This window comes from Loktanella salsilacus (assembly GCF_024206795.1).
GTDB lineage: Bacteria > Pseudomonadota > Alphaproteobacteria > Rhodobacterales > Rhodobacteraceae > Loktanella > Loktanella salsilacus.
On record NZ_CP072994.1, the window covers coordinates 281,473 to 296,757 of the forward strand.

At 60.8% G+C, this 15,285-nt stretch carries 16 protein-coding genes; 4 read left to right on the forward strand and 12 right to left on the reverse strand.

Features of this window, described 5'->3' with window-relative positions; genetic code table 11:
* The first annotated feature begins 90 nt into the window (after positions 1–90).
* The 4 genes from ccrA (at position 91) to KBW81_RS01510 (ending at position 4,911) form a co-directional block, all read left to right on the forward strand.
* Positions 91–1,383, forward strand: a complete 1,293-nt coding sequence (ccrA, locus tag KBW81_RS01495) for a crotonyl-CoA carboxylase/reductase (protein WP_254248980.1) — start codon at positions 91–93, stop codon at positions 1,381–1,383.
* A gap of 449 nt (positions 1,384–1,832) precedes the next feature.
* A complete protein-coding gene (locus tag KBW81_RS01500) occupies positions 1,833–2,615 on the forward strand; it encodes a helix-turn-helix transcriptional regulator (protein WP_254248075.1) in 783 nt (260 codons plus the stop codon).
* Positions 2,616–2,691: 76 nt separating this feature from the next.
* Positions 2,692–3,330 (forward strand): acyl-homoserine-lactone synthase, encoded by a 639-nt coding sequence (locus KBW81_RS01505; RefSeq protein ID WP_254248076.1) that lies wholly within the window; start codon positions 2,692–2,694, stop codon positions 3,328–3,330.
* A 39-nt stretch (positions 3,331–3,369) separates the two neighbouring features.
* Positions 3,370–4,911 (forward strand): ATP-dependent DNA helicase, encoded by a 1,542-nt coding sequence (locus tag KBW81_RS01510; RefSeq protein ID WP_090189506.1) that lies wholly within the window; start codon positions 3,370–3,372, stop codon positions 4,909–4,911.
* A 47-nt stretch (positions 4,912–4,958) separates the two neighbouring features.
* Here the strand turns inward: KBW81_RS01510 and KBW81_RS01515 are convergent, their stop codons facing one another.
* From KBW81_RS01515 to KBW81_RS01570, 12 genes are all read right to left on the reverse strand, one after another.
* The gene (locus tag KBW81_RS01515; RefSeq protein ID WP_254248077.1) at positions 4,959–5,711 is read right to left on the reverse strand and encodes a TIGR02186 family protein; all 753 of its coding nucleotides are present in this window, start codon (positions 5,709–5,711) and stop codon (positions 4,959–4,961) included.
* Entirely contained in the window at positions 5,708–6,625 is a 918-nt protein-coding gene (locus KBW81_RS01520) for a sulfite exporter TauE/SafE family protein (protein WP_090189499.1), read from the reverse strand. The genes KBW81_RS01515 and KBW81_RS01520 overlap by 4 nt, the downstream gene beginning before the upstream one ends.
* 67 nt (positions 6,626–6,692) lie before the next feature.
* Positions 6,693–7,661, reverse strand: coding sequence for an ABC transporter permease (locus KBW81_RS01525; RefSeq protein ID WP_254248078.1), 969 nt, complete (start codon positions 7,659–7,661; stop codon positions 6,693–6,695).
* Positions 7,662–7,665: 4 nt separating this feature from the next.
* On the reverse strand, positions 7,666–8,787 hold the full coding sequence (locus KBW81_RS01530) for an ABC transporter permease (RefSeq protein WP_090189495.1): 1,122 nt from the start codon (positions 8,785–8,787) through the stop codon (positions 7,666–7,668).
* Positions 8,788–8,790: 3 nt separating this feature from the next.
* Positions 8,791–10,380: an ABC transporter ATP-binding protein gene (locus KBW81_RS01535; RefSeq protein ID WP_090189493.1), complete on the reverse strand. Its 1,590-nt coding sequence runs from the start codon at positions 10,378–10,380 to the stop codon at positions 8,791–8,793.
* Entirely contained in the window at positions 10,377–10,733 is a 357-nt protein-coding gene (locus KBW81_RS01540; RefSeq protein WP_254248079.1) for a nuclear transport factor 2 family protein, read from the reverse strand. Before KBW81_RS01540 ends, KBW81_RS01535 begins: the two co-directional genes overlap by 4 nt.
* Positions 10,734–10,806: 73 nt before the next feature.
* A complete protein-coding gene (locus KBW81_RS01545; protein ID WP_090189489.1) occupies positions 10,807–11,802 on the reverse strand; it encodes a BMP family lipoprotein in 996 nt (331 codons plus the stop codon).
* A gap of 142 nt (positions 11,803–11,944) precedes the next feature.
* Positions 11,945–12,373: a GNAT family N-acetyltransferase gene (locus tag KBW81_RS01550; RefSeq protein ID WP_254248080.1), complete on the reverse strand. Its 429-nt coding sequence runs from the start codon at positions 12,371–12,373 to the stop codon at positions 11,945–11,947.
* Positions 12,370–13,032: a tRNA (adenosine(37)-N6)-threonylcarbamoyltransferase complex dimerization subunit type 1 TsaB gene (gene tsaB, locus KBW81_RS01555; protein ID WP_254248081.1), complete on the reverse strand. Its 663-nt coding sequence runs from the start codon at positions 13,030–13,032 to the stop codon at positions 12,370–12,372. The genes KBW81_RS01550 and tsaB overlap by 4 nt, the downstream gene beginning before the upstream one ends.
* 109 nt (positions 13,033–13,141) lie before the next feature.
* Positions 13,142–13,705: a NifU family protein gene (locus KBW81_RS01560; protein ID WP_090189483.1), complete on the reverse strand. Its 564-nt coding sequence runs from the start codon at positions 13,703–13,705 to the stop codon at positions 13,142–13,144.
* Between the two features lie 81 nt (positions 13,706–13,786).
* Positions 13,787–14,242: a universal stress protein gene (locus KBW81_RS01565; protein ID WP_090189482.1), complete on the reverse strand. Its 456-nt coding sequence runs from the start codon at positions 14,240–14,242 to the stop codon at positions 13,787–13,789.
* 54 nt (positions 14,243–14,296) lie between these two features.
* Positions 14,297–15,163 carry a branched-chain amino acid aminotransferase gene (locus KBW81_RS01570; protein ID WP_254248082.1) on the reverse strand — a complete coding sequence of 289 codons (867 nt, stop codon included), beginning with the start codon at positions 15,161–15,163 and terminating at the stop codon, positions 14,297–14,299.
* Positions 15,164–15,285: the final 122 nt, after the last annotated feature.

Consider the following 15,285-nt stretch of genomic DNA (forward strand, 5'->3'; position numbering starts at 1 on the left):
CCGCTTTGGGGTTGCATCATTACGCTGCGCTTGCATACTCAGGCGCAGAAGCCGACTCTGCAGCGCGGCAAAAACATGATGGATGCAATGATGGAGACGGACATGCCCCTTGATCTGGACCCCGCCACCAAGGCGAGCCAAAAGCCCCTTTACGCAATCGGTGAAATGCCGCCCCTCGGCCATGTGCCGGACCAGATGTACGCTTGGACGATCCGGCGCGAACGGCACGGCGAGCCTGAAAAGGCGTTCGAGGTCGAAATCGTTGCCTGCCCCAAGCCCGACAGTCACGAAGTACTGGTCATGGTGATGGCCGCTGGCGTCAACTATAACGGCGTTTGGGCCGGCCTTGGCGTGCCGATCAGCCCGTTTGACGTGCACGGCGCCGATTTCCACATCGCCGGTTCCGACGCCTCTGGCATCGTTTGGGCTGTGGGTGACAAGGTGAAGCGCTGGAAAGTCGGCGACGAGGTCGTGATTCATTGCAACCAAGACGACGGCGATGACGAGCATTGCAATGGCGGCGATCCCATGTTCTCGCCCAGCCAGCGGATCTGGGGCTATGAAACCCCTGACGGCTCTTTCGCCCAGTTCACCTGTGTGCAGTCGCAGCAATTGATGCCCCGCCCGCAGCACCTGACGTGGGAAGAATCCGCCTGCTACACCCTGACGCTGGCGACTGCTTACCGCATGTTGTTCGGCCATGAACCGCACGACCTGAAGCCCGGTCAAAACGTGCTGGTCTGGGGGGCCTCCGGCGGCCTTGGGTCCTATGCGATCCAGCTGATCAATACGGCAGGGGCTAATGCAATCGGCGTCATCTCGGACGAATCCAAGCGCGAATTCGTCATGTCGCTGGGGGCCAAGGGCGTGCTGAACCGCAATGATTTTAGCTGCTGGGGCCAGATGCCCACGGTGAACACGCCCGAATACAAAGAATGGTTCAACGAGACCCGCAAGTTCGGCAAGGCGATCTGGGAGATCACAGGCAAGGGCAATAACGTCGACATGGTGTTTGAACACCCTGGCGAGGCGACCTTCCCCGTCTCAACCTTCGTATGCAAACGCGGCGGCATGGTTGTGATTTGCGCGGGCACCACCGGCTACAACCTGACCTTTGACGTGCGCTATATGTGGATGCACCAAAAGCGGTTGCAGGGCAGCCACTTTGCGAACCTCAAGCAGGCCTCTGCCGCCAATAACCTGATGGTCGAACGCCGCCTTGATCCGTGCATGTCCGAAGTGTTCGGCTGGGACGATATCCCCGCCGCCCACACCAAGATGCGCAAGAACGAGCATAAGCCCGGCAACATGGCCGTGTTGGTGCAAAGCCCGCGCACCGGTTTGCGCACCTTTGAAGACGCGCAGTTTGAATCGCGCGGCTGAATAACTCGGCTGAAGCTATCGAAAGGCGTCCGCATCTGCGGGCGCCTTTTGCCATTTAGAATCTGTTCATCTGTATGACCAATCACTGACCTGCACGCCCTGCGCCCTGCAAAGGGCCTTTGGCACCCGTCAAGTCGGTTCCGTGACGCCCATCGTTTGAAGTCAGATGTTTGTGCCGCTGGCACCCCCCTATATCGGGGGAGGCTTAAGAAGTGAGTATTTTGTTAAATTAACGCGTGCTACCTTGAGTTGTTAATGACTCATTAACGATTTGTAAGGGAGTGTGAACGTGGGACATAAGTGGATAATCGACGTTCTGGCCGACTTGGAGTCTTTCGCGTTCCAAAATGGTCTGCCTCTTGTGGCGGATCGGATGCGTGAAGCCGCAGTCGTGGCATCGGCAGAAATCGCGTCGACATCCGAGGGCCACGCAGGCCGGGTGCGCATTGATGCGGAACAAACTGAACCGCTTTTTGCAGCGGCTCGAAGCCACAGACCAGCTTGACCAACTTCAAGAGCTGATCGTCAGCTTGCGGCAGGCGTTAAGTGTCGATCACGTCGTCTATCACTGGGTCAGCGTCGACGGCGAACAATACGGATTTGGAACCTACGACCCCGGCTGGGCGCAACGCTATCAGGACATGGAATATATCCGCGTCGATCCGGTGGTGTCGGGCTGTTTCCAACGCTTTCACCCTGTCGATTGGAAGCGGATGGACTGGTCGTCAAAGGCCGCCCGGGCATTTCGCGCCGATTCGATTGCGCACGGCGTCGGCAATCAGGGTTTCACGATTCCGATACGCGGCCCTAATGGGCAGTTCGCCCTTTTTACCCTATCGCACACTGCGACCGATGCCGAATGGGACGCCTTCACCGCTGATTACCAGCGCGACTTGATCGTGATCGCCCACTTTCTGAACGCCAAGGCGCTTCAAATCGAAGCAGGTCGTACCCCAGATGCGATACGCCCGCTGTCCCCGCGCGAGGTTGATGCGCTCAGCTTTCTGGGCATGGGCTATTCCCGCTCTCAAGCCGCTGATTTGCTGTCGATTTCCGAACATACGTTGCGGGCCTATATTGAAAGCGCACGTCATAAACTGGGTGCCCTCAACACCGTCCACGCTGTGGCCCGCGCCCTGTCCGAAGGGCTGATCATCATCGGCGGCGCTGCCAAAGATGCGCCCGGCGGCTGGCCGGGACGCCAAGGCGATACCGATGTTGCGCCCGACTAGGCACCGTTCGCAGGGCATCATTTTCTTAACCAAGTGATCCGAAGAATACCCCATCACAACGACAGGGGCCTTCGCCATGATTCGCTACATCTATGCCAACGACTTCCACCGCCACCCGGACCTACAAGCCAGCATGCACAAAGACCGCGCCGCCCAATTCCGCGACCGCCTGAAGTGGGAGGTCTCGGTCAATAAGAACGGCTGGGAACGTGATGAATACGACGCGATGAACCCGCTTTACGTTGTATGGGAGCAGACGCCCGGCGTGCACGGCGGGTCCATGCGCTTTCTGCCGATGTCGGGGCGCACCATGGTGAATGACCACTTTGCGGATTTGATGAGCGGCGAAATCAAAAGCCCGCTGATCTGGGAATGCACCCGCTTTTGTCTGTCCCAAGGGGCCAGCCCGCGCGTCGCTGGTCTGCTGATGCTTGCGGGCGGGGAATTGATGCGGGCGTTCTCCTTGACCCATCTGCTGGGTGTCTTCGATGCCCGCATGATCCGCATCTACAACGCCATTGGTGCCGCGCCAGAGGTGCTCGGTAGTTCTGGCACCGGGCGCGATACGATCAGCGTCGGGCTTTGGCCTTACCGCGCCGATGACCGGCTGAAGGTGTTGCGCCGCGCGGGGGTTAGCTCTGCCATATCAGAGGCGTGGTTCGCGCGATCCTTTGGCCATGTAATCGGGCAGGCATCGTCAGAAAAGGCGGCCTGACATCTGGCAGGGGGCGGCGGGGGCGGATAGGGTCGCGCCATGAATACACCCGCCCCCACCATCACCTTTTCCGAAGATCAGGCCGCCGCTTGGGACAGTGTCGAAATGACGCTGCGCCAGTCCGGTGTCGATCTGAACAATGACCTTCTGCAGCCGCCGCAAAGCGATGTCAGCGAAGTCCTTGCGGTGATCGGCAAGGCGGGCAGCGGCAAAACGATGCTTTTGGCAGAGCTTTATCGTGCGCTGGAAAAGGCCGGGGTCGAGATCGTCTCTGGTGACTACGAGGGCAAAAAGCGGACCGGGCGGCGCACGCTGGCGATTTTGGCCCCGACGAACAAAGCCGCGTCCGTTCTGCGCAATCGCGGCGTGCCAGCGACGACGATCCACCGGATCCTGTATACCCCCGTTTATGACCCCGAATATGAAAAGGTCGCCGAATGGCTGGCCGGGCAGGGCGAGCGGCCGGATGTGGAACAGCTGACCGATGTCGCGCTGGACCGGGCCTATGTGTCGTACCAAGGGCACAAATCCATTCCCGCCGCATTGGCTGCCGCAGGTCTGCGCGGCAGTGATTTCATCACCGGTTGGAAGCGGCGTGAAGAGACGCTGGATATTGGGTTTATTGACGAATCCTCGATGCTGGATGCCAAGCAGTTCGAAGACTTGCAGGAAATCTTTCCCACGCTGATCCTGTTCGGCGATCCGGCGCAGTTGCCCCCCGTGCAATCCAGCGGCGGCATGGTGTTTGAAACGCTGCCCGAAAAGCGCGTGTTGACGCTGAACCGCATCCACCGGCAAAGCGCGGATAGCCCGATCCTTGATCTGGCGCACGCGCTGGCCGATCCGATGCTGGATTTCTACCATTTTGAACGCATGGTCGCTGAGGCGGCAGAGAAGGACGAGCGCGTCGTCATGGCGCAGCGGGTAGAGGCGGATTTGATGGCCCGCTCGCCCTGCCTTGTCTGGACGAACAAGACTCGCATCCGCCTGATCCACGCCTTTCGCGCCGCCTATGACGCGCCGGGCGATAGCCTGCTGCCGGGCGAGCCGCTGATCTGCGACGGGATCGAATTGCCGGTGAAGCACCGTAAAAAGCGGCTCGACCTAGAGGCGCGCGGCCTGATCAAGGGCGCGCAGGTTATCTATCTGGGACCTGGAAAACGGCCCGGTTTCAGCCGTTTGCATGTGCTGGGTGCACTGGACCCGCAGATGTCTGCCGCGAGCATCGTAAAAATCGAACTTGAGGGCGATGAAGAGCCGTTCATCCCCTTTGCCGCCAAGATGGGCGCGACGTTCCTGCATGGCGCTGCCGTGACGATCCACAAAGCGCAGGGCAGCCAGTGGGACACAGTCCAAGTCTTTGCCCCCGATATCGAAATGGCATCGCGCATGGGCCGGGTCGAGGCGGGGCAGCCGCTGTGGAAACGGTTGGCTTATGTTGCCATCACGCGGGCCGAAAACCAGCTGCGCTGGGTTGTGCGGAACCGTCTGGCGAAACCGGCAGAGCCGTTCTTGCGGATCGACGATCTGGACAAGGGGCCAGCGCCGCTGACCCTGACCATGCAAGAGGATGACGAATAGGCGGCACCTTATCCGCGGGTAAAACGTACGCCTTATTTATCAAGTATTTACCTTTTTAGCGCAGCAGCCCCAGCAGAGGCAGCCCAGCCTGCGGCGATCGCGATCACCAGCGAGAGCAGGCCGTAAAAGAACGGCTGCACATGGGCAAGGTTGTAAAGCCAGCGTTCCAGCCCGACCTTTTGTACCGGAATGACCGTGCTGTGGGTGTCGATCACCTTGCCGCCGCGCGTCAGAAAAATCCGGGCAAGGTAGTCGCCCTCAATCAGGTTGGCGGGCAGACTGAATGAGGTACGGAACAGCGTGTCTTGTTCCAGATCGACCGCGCCTGCGTTCATCTGAAAAAGCGCGTCTTTGGCCCGGATACGGATCAACGCTTGGCTGAACGTGTCGCTGTCGTCCACGGTGGCCCCGACGGACCGGATCGCGCGGGGGATGGTGACGCGGTTGCGCAGGTCTTCGGTATCGCTCAGCACGTCTTCGATCGGGCCGCTGGTGGCGACGGCATAGAAGGACGGGGCACGGTCGACGATCACCTCGTCTGTATTGACCCAGATGCCCATGCGCCGCTGTTTGCGAAAGACCGACACGGTCTGGTCGGGGCCGGACACGGCGATGATGACGCCCAGCTTGCCCTTGTCGAGCGGCTCTGGCGCGGTGCGGCTGACGGCACCGAAGATCAGGATGTCAGAGCCGTCAAAGGTGGCGGTGATGGACACGGAATCTTGGCTCAGGCCCAGCACGATGGTTTCGCTATGGGCCTGTGTGGCGAAAAGGATCAGGGCGAGGATGGCGCGGATCATAGGTCACCTGCCGCTTTAAGAGAGTACAGCTCTGCCGGTTGCAGCAGCAGATCAAGGCCAAGTTTACCGCAGACCAGCAGCACCAAGAGGGCAAGCAAGATGCGCAGGCTTTCGGCCTTTAGCTTGGCACCGATGCGGGTGCCGACTTGGGCCCCGATGACGCCGCCGACGATCAGCAGCAAGGCCAGCATGATATCGACAGTATAGTTCGTCGTGGCGTGCAGCATCGTGGTGTAGGCCGTGACAAAGATGATCTGGAACAGCGAAGTGCCGATCACGACTTTGGTCGGCATGCCAAGCAAATAGATCATGGCAGGGACCATAATGAACCCGCCGCCGACGCCCATAATTGCGGACAAAATGCCGACCAGCACGCCGACCAGCAGGGGCGGGATGACCGAAATATAAAGGCCAGAGACGCGAAACTTGACCTTAAGCGGCAGGTTGTGGACCCAGTAGTGATGCTTGCGTGTCTTGCGTGCGCCGGGCTTGCGCGATTTCAGGATCGCGTTCAGGCTTTCCACCAGCATCAGCGCGCCGATGATGCCAAGGAAGACGACGTAGAACAGGCTGACCAGCAGATCGACTTGGCCAAGGCTGCGCAGGTAGTTGAAGATCAACAGGCCGAGGGTAGAGCCCACGAGGCCGCCGATCAGCAGGACGGTGCCCATGCGCAAATCGACGGTGCGCCGTTTCAGGTGCGCCAGCAGCGCAGAAAAGGACGAGGCGACGATCTGGTTGGTAGAGGTGGCGACCGCCACGGCAGGCGGGATGCCGACAAAGAACAACAGCGGCGTGATCAAAAAGCCGCCGCCGACGCCGAACATACCCGATAAGACGCCAACCAGCCCGCCCAATCCCAGAATTAGGAAAATGTTAACCGAAACTTCTGCGATGGGCAGGTAAAGTTGCATCGAACGTCCGATTGGAAGTGGTTTAACCCACCAGACTGCGGATCGGCGGCAGTGTCAAACCGACAGGTTAGCGTTCTTTGACGTAGGGCTCGCCTCCGGCCTTTGGGGGGATGGCTTTGCCGACAAAGCCGGCAAGGATCACGACGGTCAGAATGTAGGGCAGGGCGTCAAGCAGCTGGGTCTGGACGCTGAAGCCAAGCGTGCGCTGGATCAGGTCGGGACGCAGGGCAAGCGCCTGCAGAAAGCCGAACAGCATGGTCGCGCCAAGGGCGGGCCAAGGCTTCCATTTGGCAAAGATCAGCGCGGCAAGTGCGATGTAGCCGCGGCCCGCGCTCATGTCTTTGGTAAAGCCGGCCTGCAGGGCGGTGGCAAGGTAGGCACCGGCAAGGCCGCAAAGCACACCGCAGATCGCAACAGCAGCAAAGCGCAGACCGACGACGGACACGCCAGCGGTATCAACAGCGGCGGGGTTTTCGCCCACGGCGCGCAGGCGCAGGCCAAAGCGGGTCGCGTAAAGCACCCACCACGTTACGGGCACGATCAGCAGGGCGATATAGACCAGCGCGGTGTGGCCGGAAATCAGCTCGTAATAGATCGGGCCAAGGATGGGCACGTCGCGCAGGGCGTCGGCAAAGGGCAGGGTGATCGGATTGAACCGTGCACCGCCAGCAAGCTGGGGCGTGCGGCCACCTTGGCCGAACCAGCTTTGCGCGATGACGACGGTCAGGCCAGCGGCCAGAAAGTTGATCGCGACGCCAGAAATCAGCTGGTTGCCGCGAAACGTGATCGAGGCGACGCCGTGGATCGCGGACAGCAGCAGGGACGCACCGATGCCAGCCAGCAGGCCAACCCAGACGTTGCCGGTGGTGTAGGCAATCGCGGCGGACAGGAAGGCAGCGGCAAGCATCTTGCCCTCTAGCCCGATGTCAAAGATGCCAGCGCGTTCGGAATACAGGCCCGCGATACAGGCCAGCAGCAGGGGCGTGGCCAGACGGACGGTGGAATCAAGCAGTTGCAGAAGCGTCATCAGGTCCATGGTGTCACTCCGCCGCGGTCAGTTTGGATTTACGCTGGGCCGCACGGCGCCGCGACAGAAAGAAGCTTTCCAGCGGCATGCGGACCATGTTGTCTAGGGCCCCTGTGAACAGGATCACGAGGGCTTGGATCACGACGATCAATTCGCGCGGGATGCTTGTCCAAAGCGCGAGTTCCGCGCCGCCTTGGTACAGGAACCCGAACAGGATCGCGGCCAGAAAGACGCCAAAGGGATGGCTGCGGCCCATAAGGGCGACGGCGATCCCGATAAAGCCTGCGCCCTCTACCGCGTTCAGAACAAGGCGTTCAGCTTCGCCCATGACGTTGTTGATCGCCATCATGCCAGCCAGTGCGCCAGAGATGGTCATAGAGATCATGATGATTTTGGTCGGGCTGATGCCCGCGTATTTGGCAGCGGATTCCGAATGGCCAAAGGCGCGGATTTCATAGCCCAGACGCGTGCGCCAGATCAGCGCCCAGACCGCGATGCAGGCGGCGATGGCGACGAAAAAGGTGATGTTGGCAGGCGCGCCGCGGAACATCACGGTGTCCGCGGTTGAGAACATGTCTTGGAACGACGGCAGGTGCGTCGGCTCTGGGAACTTGCCCGTCGAAGGCTCCATGCTGCCCGCAGGTTTCAGCGCGCCGACCAGCAGGTAGTTCAGCAAAGCGGCTGCGATGAAGTTGAACATGATCGTCGTGATGACGATGTGGCTACCGCGTTTGGCTTGCAGATACGCGGGGATCACGGCCCAAGCGGCTCCGAACAGGGCCGCGCCCAGCGTGCCGCCGAGCAAGGCGAGCGACCAATGTGGCCATGGAATGTAAAGGCAGACAAGCGCGACGCCAAGACCGCCGAGGACGGCCTGACCTTCGCCGCCGATGTTAAACATGCGGGCGTGAAAGGCGATGGCGACGGCGAGGCCGGTAAAGATGAAATTCGTCGCGTAATAAAGGGTATAGCCCCAGCCATAGGTCGATCCGATGGCACCATCGACCATCAGCTTGAGCGCCTCCCACGGGTTTTCACCGATGGCAAGGATCACGAGGGCCGACAGCAGCGCGGCCAGCACCAGCGAGATAACGGGGATCAGGACCACATCGGCCCATTTTGGCATCGCATCCATGATTTATACCTTCTCGCCTGTACCGGCGTAGGCCAGACGTTCTTCGATTTGGGCGACGGTGACATCGGCGGGATCGCCGGTCATGCCAGCCATCAGCATCCCGAGTTCTTTTTCGTCTGTCTTTGCCGGGTCGCGTTCGCCCATAATGTGGCCGTCAAACATGACTGCGATGCGGTCGGACAGGGCCAGGATTTCTTCAAGCTCGACACTGACCAGCAGGATCGCCTTGCCTTGATCGCGCAGGGCAACGATTTGCTGGTGAATGAATTCGATCGCGCCGATATCGACGCCGCGTGTGGGCTGGCCGATCAGCAGCAGGTCGGGATTACGCTCGATTTCCCGCGCAAGGACGATTTTCTGCTGGTTGCCGCCAGAGAAATTCTTGGCCGCCAATTTGGGATCGGGCGGGCGCACGTCGAAACGGGCCATCTTTTCTTCGGTATCTTGCAGCATCGCGGCGTGGTTCATGAAGGGGCCGGTGCGGAATTTGTCGTCAAGGTGGTAGCCGAAGGCGATGTTTTCCCACGCGGCGTAGTCCATGATCAGACCTTCGCGCTGGCGGTCTTCTGGCACATGGGCAATGCCGCGCGCACGGCGGCTTTGGCCGTCGGATTTGGTGCCGGTCAGATCAATCGGCGTGCCGTTCATCAAAATGGTGCCGGTGCCTTTTTCATAGCCGCCCAGCACTTCCAGAAGTTCGGACTGACCGTTGCCCGCGACGCCCGCGATGCCAAGGATTTCGCCCGCACGCACCTGAAGGTTGATGCCCTTAAGGCGGTGAACGCCCTTGTCGTCGGTGACGTTCAGGTTTTGCACATCCAGAATGACTGCGCCCGGGACGCTGGGTGTTTTGTCGACCTGTAGCAGGACTTTACGTCCGACCATCAGCTCTGCCAGCTCTTGCGGGCTGGTTTCGGACGTCTTGACCGTGGCGGTCATTTGGCCGCGGCGCATAACGCTCACGGTGTCGGTGGTTTCCATGATTTCGCGCAGTTTATGCGTGATCAGGATGATGGTTTTGCCTTCGCGGCGCAGGTTTTCAAGGATGCGGAACAAATGGTCCGCTTCCGCCGGGGTCAGCACGCCGGTGGGTTCGTCAAGGATCAGGATGTCAGCCTTGCGATACAGTGCTTTCAGGATTTCCACCCGCTGCTGCATGCCAACGCCGATGTCTTGCACCAGCGCGTCGGGTTCGACGTTTAATTCGTATTCATCGGCCAGCGCCTTAAGCTCGCGCCGCGCGCGGGCAAGGGACGGGCGCAGCAGGCCGCTGTCTTCGGCGCCAAGGACGATGTTTTCAAGGACGGTAAAGGTCTCGACCAGTTTGAAGTGCTGGAAGACCATGCCGATGCCGGCTGCGATGGCGGCTTGGCTGTCGCGAATCTCTACTTTTTTGCCAGAGATAAAGATCTCTCCGGCGTCGGCTTTGTAAAAGCCGTAAAGGATGCTCATCAGCGTGGATTTGCCAGCGCCGTTTTCACCGATGATGCCGTGAATCGTGCCGGGCATGACGCGGATGCTGATGTCTTTGTTGGCCTGCACAGGGCCAAAGGCCTTGGAGATGCCTTTGAGTTCGATGGCGGGTGCGGTCATGCTGTGATCCCTTCTGCGCCGACAAAGCCGACAAGGCGGGCGATTTTGCCGTCCTGCAAGCCCGCGACATAGGTGCCGTGCTGGCGCGCTGCGCCGTTTTCGCAAAAGGCGACGAAGGTGCGCTGGTGGTCGCCGTGGCCATCAGATTGCACGACCTTTGCGGTCCAGCCGGGCGCATTGGCGGTGAACTGGCCGACGTAGGTGTCAAGGCCGTCCAGCGTCGTGAGATCCGCGCCGGTGCGGGGATCGGCGTAAACAAACTGATCGGCCATGGCGGCAGCAATCAAGTCGCGGCGCTGGGCGGCGTCTGCTGTGCCCCAAGCGTCGAAAAAGGTCTGGATCATGTCTGTCATGCCGGGTCCCCTGATGGATAAGGGCCGCGCCGATGGATCAGCGCGGCCCCGATTAGTGTGGCCTGAATGGTGCTTAGAACGTCAGCGCCGGGCAGGATTCGTCGGACATGTAGTCGTGAACCATGATGGACCCGTCAGAGATGCCAGCCTTGGCTTCTTCGACAGCGGCCAGCATTTCTGGGGTGACGAGGGATGCGTTGTTCTCGTCCATCGCATAGCCGACGCCGTCTTCGCTGACGCCGAGGGATGCAACGCCGGGCTCTACGTCGGTGCCAGCGGTGAAGGCGTCATAGACAGCGACGTCAACGCGCTTAAGCATCGAGGTCAGGACCTGACCGGGGTGCATGTAGTTCTGGTTTGCGTCAACGCCGATGCCCAGCATCTCGTTATCGGCAGCAGCTTGCAGGACGCCAACACCGGTGCCGCCAGCAGCCTGGAACACAACGTCAGAGCCTTGGGACTTCTGCGCCAGTGTCAGTTCTGTGCCTTTGACCGGGTCGTTCCATGCGGCGGGGGTGGTGCCGGTCATGTTCGCGATGACGGTCACGTCAGGGTTCGCAGCCTTCGCGCCTTCGGCATAGCCGCAAGCGAATTTACGGATCAGCGGGATGTCCATGCCGCCGACGAAGGACACGGTGCCTGTCTTGGACGCCATAGCGGCCAGCATACCGACAAGGTAGGAACCCTGCTCTTCGTTGAAGACGACGGATTTGACGTTCGGCGCGTCGACAACGGCGTCGATGATCACGAACTTGGTGTCGGGATAATCGGCAGCGATGTCACCCAGTGGTGTCATGAAGGAAAAGCCGGCCATGACGATGGGGTTCGAGCCGGATTCGGCAAAGCGGCGCAAAGCCTGCTCGCGCTGGGCGTCGGACTGCAGTTCGACTTCGGCGAACTTGCCGCCGGTCTCTTCTGCCCAACGGGTCGCGCCGTTGAAGGCGGATTCGTTGAAGGATTTGTCGAACTTGCCGCCAAGGTCAAAGATGATTGCGGGGTCAGCCATAGCAGCGCCGGCGGACAGCGCCAGAGCGGCGGATGCGCCGAGGAATTTTGTGAAAAGCGTCATTGCAGAGTCTCCCAGAGGACGGTGTTATTTTCCGAACGGTTTAGCCCGTCCGTGTTGCATTAAGAGATAAGGCAATGTGGCGCGGCGGGGGTCAACCGTTTCTTTGCGGAACATGCTGCATCTTTTGCCATAAGGTCAAATATCAGGCGCTTGTTAGCGGTATCAGCGTCCGGCGCAGGACTAGCGCATCGACGGCAGGGCCGTTCGCGCGGTCATAGTAGGCGCGGCGCTGGCCGACTTTTGCAAAGCCAAGGGCGGTATAAAGCGCGATGGCGGCGGCGTTATCTGCGGCAACTTCTAGAAAGACGGTGGCGGCGCCGTCTTGTTGTGCTTGATCGCAGAAACCCGCGACAGCCTTGTAGGCAAGGCCTTTGCGGCGTTGATCTGGTGCTGTGGCGACGGTCAGGATTTCAGCTTCGTCCATGATAACACGGCCTAGGACAAAGGAAGCTGGCGTCCCGCATAGGACGGCGCCGCGCTGCGCTAGCAGGGCTGTGAACTCAGCCGCGGACCAAGGGCGGTCAGTGGTAAAGGCCAGTTCATGCGTGGCGGCCAGATCGTCCGGTGTCATGGGATGATGGTGGGCGGCGCGTCGCGCGCGGGCGCGGCATCTGCGGGCCGCAGATAAAGCGGCGCGGGGCGTTCGGGGTGATCCATGCGGTAGATCGGATCGGCCGCAAGCAGGGCGATTCCCTCGATCACGCTGACGGCTTGCGGGCCGGTCGGCAGGCCGTGGGCGGCCAAAAGAATCGGGGCCATATCGCCAAGGACGGTAACATCATCAGGACCAGCGACGGCGAGCGCCCCGGTCAGATCGGTGAAAATCGGCTCTGATTCGGGCCAGCCGTCGGTGAAGCGCTGGGCATAAACCATGTCGCGCGGCGCGGCAGCCGTGGATAGGATCGGGCCAGATGTGCCGAAGGCCTGCGCCTCTAGCACGCCGACGCCGACGACAGGCTTGTTCAGTCCAAGCGCAAGGCCGCGGGCGGCGGCGACGGACATGCGGATGCCGGTGAAATTGCCCGGCCCGGTGCCGACGCCGATGACGTCGATATCGGCCCAGACAAGGCCCTCTTTCGCCAACATCTCTTCCAGCATGGGCATCAGGTGTTCCGCCTGACCGCGCGCCATATCGTCGGTGCGGGTGATGATGCGGTCGCCAATCAGCAAAGCCCCCGCGCAGCGCGGGCCAGAGGTGTCAAAGGCGATGACGGTGGGATCGTCGCTCATGCGCGGGTCCTGCTTTGGTCGGGAAACGAGAGGATGGGCTTGGGAGGAACATGCAAAGGCCCGGCGCGATGCACCGGGCCTGTTCGCATTAAGGCTGACCTGTCACGGCTTAGGCCGCGACGGGGCGGACTTCGGTCACTTCTGGAATGTAGTGACGCAGCAAGTTTTCGATACCCATTTTCAGCGTCAGCGTGGACGACGGGCAACCGGCGCAGGCACCCTGCATATGCAGGTAAACGACGCCGCGTTCAAAGCCGTGGAACGTGATGTCGCCGCCGTCTTGCGCCACGGCGGGACGTACGCGGGTATCGAGCAATTCTTTGATCTGCTCAACGATCGCGCCATCTTCGCCGTCATGCGCGGCATGGCCGGACACGGGGGTATGATCCGCGCCCATGACGGGCTGGCCGGACTGATAATGTTCCATGATCGCACCCAGCAGGGCAGGCTTGATATGGTCCCAATCCACAGCTTCGGCTTTGGTGATGGTCACAAAGTCCATGCCAAAGAATACACCGTCGACGCCGTCCACGGCGAAAAGGCGCTGCGCCAGCGGGCTAGAGCCTGCGGCATCGGGAGTCGGGAAGTCGGCAGTGCCCATATCCAGCACTGTCTGACCCGGCAGGAACTTGAGCGTCGCGGGGTTTGGCGTTGATTCGGTCTGGATGAACATGAAAACCGTCCTTTTTTGTCAGGTATCAGATATGCGCCTTTGTGGCGCTTTCGTCAAGGTTTGGAACCATTCTAACCTATCTCAGGTAATGGATTCCAGCTTTTCCTTGGAGAGATCGCCCGGCACGATGGTAATCGGGATCGGCAAGGTGCCCGCCTGCCGCGATAGCGCGTTAATCAGCGGGCCAGGACCTTTGTTGTCGGTGCTAGCCCCAAGGACAAGGACGCCAATGGCGGGGTCTTCGGTGATCTGTGCCAAGATTTCGGGCATTACCTCGCCTTCGCGGATCACGAGTTCGGGGTTCACGTTTTGGCGATCCCGCATCCATTTGGCGAAAACTTCAAAGTGGACCTCGATCCGCTCGCGGGCTTCTTCGCGAAAGATTTCCCCGACACCGATCCAGTGATTGAACTCGTCTGGCGGGATAACCGACAAAACGGTGACGCCCGCGCCCGTCTTGGACGCGCGCATCGCGGCATATCGCATAGCGTTCAGACATTCGCGGCTGTCATCCAGCACGACCAGAAACTTGCGCATGGTGTCCCCCTTGTTTGCGCGCATCGTGCCGGATCATCGGCGTGCTGGCAACGGTTACAGTGTTTCGGACGCGGCCCAGTCCCAATACATCTGCCGCACGCGGTCTGTGACCGGGCCGCTGTTGTAACGCACGTCGTCAAAGGCGCTGACGGGGGTGACCTTCATCATGTTGCCGGACAGAAAGACCTCGTCGGCGCTGCGGAAGTCGTCAAAGGTCAGCACGGTTTCGCGCACATCAACGCCGTCAGCGCGCAGGTTTTTGATGTGCCGCGCACGGGTGATTCCGGCCAGAAACGTGCCGTTGGGGATGGGCGTAAAGACAACCCCGCCGCGCACCATAAACACATTGGCGCTGGCGGTTTCGGCGACGTTGCCCATGGCGTCGGCGACAAGCGCGTTGCCAAAGCCCTTGGATCGCGCTTCTGCCAGCATGCGGGCATTATTGGGGTAAAGGCAGCCGGCCTTGGCGTTGACGACGTTATCCTCCATCACGGGGCGGCGGAAACGGGTGGTGGTCAAGGTGGTGCTGGCACCAGCGGGGGCCATCGGGATCGCCTCTAGGCTGATGGCGAAGCCGGTAGAGTTTTCGCGCGGCACGATGCCCAGATCGCCGCCATCAAGTGCCCAATACATCGGGCGGATATAGACGGCGGTGCCCGGGGTGTAGCGGGCAAGCCCCTCGCGGACGATTTGCACCATGTCATCGGCGGCCACGGTCGGCGTGATCATCAGCGCTTGGGCGGAGCGGTTTACCCGGGCGCAATGGGCGGCCAGATCGGGGACAACGCCATGGGCATAGCGTGCGCCGTCAAACACGGTGGTGCCCAGCCAGGACCCATGGTCCGCCGCGCGCATGACGGCCAAGTCGCCGTCGTGCCAACGGCCTTCGAAATAGGTGGTGATCTGGGTGCCGGTTGCCATGACTGCGCCTTTCGGGAAACGTTGACGGCACAGTATGCAACAGGGCGCGGGGGGTAAAGGCGGCGCATTCACGCTGTGAACACGCCGCCACAGGCCGCTTTTGGGACAGGGTGCGGCCCAGT

Excerpts from the sequence above, each read along its gene's own strand:
- KBW81_RS01550 (WP_254248080.1), bottom strand. The coding sequence starts at position 12,373 with ATGACACCGGACGATCTGGCCGCCACGCATGAACTGGCCTTTACCACT.
- ccrA (WP_254248980.1), top strand. The coding sequence starts at position 91 with ATGGAGACGGACATGCCCCTTGATCTGGACCCCGCCACCAAGGCGAGC.
- KBW81_RS01565 (WP_090189482.1), bottom strand. The coding sequence starts at position 14,242 with ATGCGCAAGTTTCTGGTCGTGCTGGATGACAGCCGCGAATGTCTGAAC.
- tsaB (WP_254248081.1), bottom strand. The coding sequence starts at position 13,032 with ATGAGCGACGATCCCACCGTCATCGCCTTTGACACCTCTGGCCCGCGC.
- KBW81_RS01520 (WP_090189499.1), bottom strand. The coding sequence starts at position 6,625 with ATGCAACTTTACCTGCCCATCGCAGAAGTTTCGGTTAACATTTTCCTA.
- KBW81_RS01505 (WP_254248076.1), top strand. The coding sequence starts at position 2,692 with ATGATTCGCTACATCTATGCCAACGACTTCCACCGCCACCCGGACCTA.
- KBW81_RS01500 (WP_254248075.1), top strand. The coding sequence starts at position 1,833 with ATGCGGAACAAACTGAACCGCTTTTTGCAGCGGCTCGAAGCCACAGAC.
- KBW81_RS01525 (WP_254248078.1), bottom strand. The coding sequence starts at position 7,661 with ATGGACCTGATGACGCTTCTGCAACTGCTTGATTCCACCGTCCGTCTG.
- KBW81_RS01530 (WP_090189495.1), bottom strand. The coding sequence starts at position 8,787 with ATGGATGCGATGCCAAAATGGGCCGATGTGGTCCTGATCCCCGTTATC.
- KBW81_RS01545 (WP_090189489.1), bottom strand. The coding sequence starts at position 11,802 with ATGACGCTTTTCACAAAATTCCTCGGCGCATCCGCCGCTCTGGCGCTG.
- KBW81_RS01535 (WP_090189493.1), bottom strand. The coding sequence starts at position 10,380 with ATGACCGCACCCGCCATCGAACTCAAAGGCATCTCCAAGGCCTTTGGC.
- KBW81_RS01540 (WP_254248079.1), bottom strand. The coding sequence starts at position 10,733 with ATGACAGACATGATCCAGACCTTTTTCGACGCTTGGGGCACAGCAGAC.
- KBW81_RS01515 (WP_254248077.1), bottom strand. The coding sequence starts at position 5,711 with ATGATCCGCGCCATCCTCGCCCTGATCCTTTTCGCCACACAGGCCCAT.
- KBW81_RS01570 (WP_254248082.1), bottom strand. The coding sequence starts at position 15,163 with ATGGCAACCGGCACCCAGATCACCACCTATTTCGAAGGCCGTTGGCAC.
- KBW81_RS01560 (WP_090189483.1), bottom strand. The coding sequence starts at position 13,705 with ATGTTCATCCAGACCGAATCAACGCCAAACCCCGCGACGCTCAAGTTC.
- KBW81_RS01510 (WP_090189506.1), top strand. The coding sequence starts at position 3,370 with ATGAATACACCCGCCCCCACCATCACCTTTTCCGAAGATCAGGCCGCC.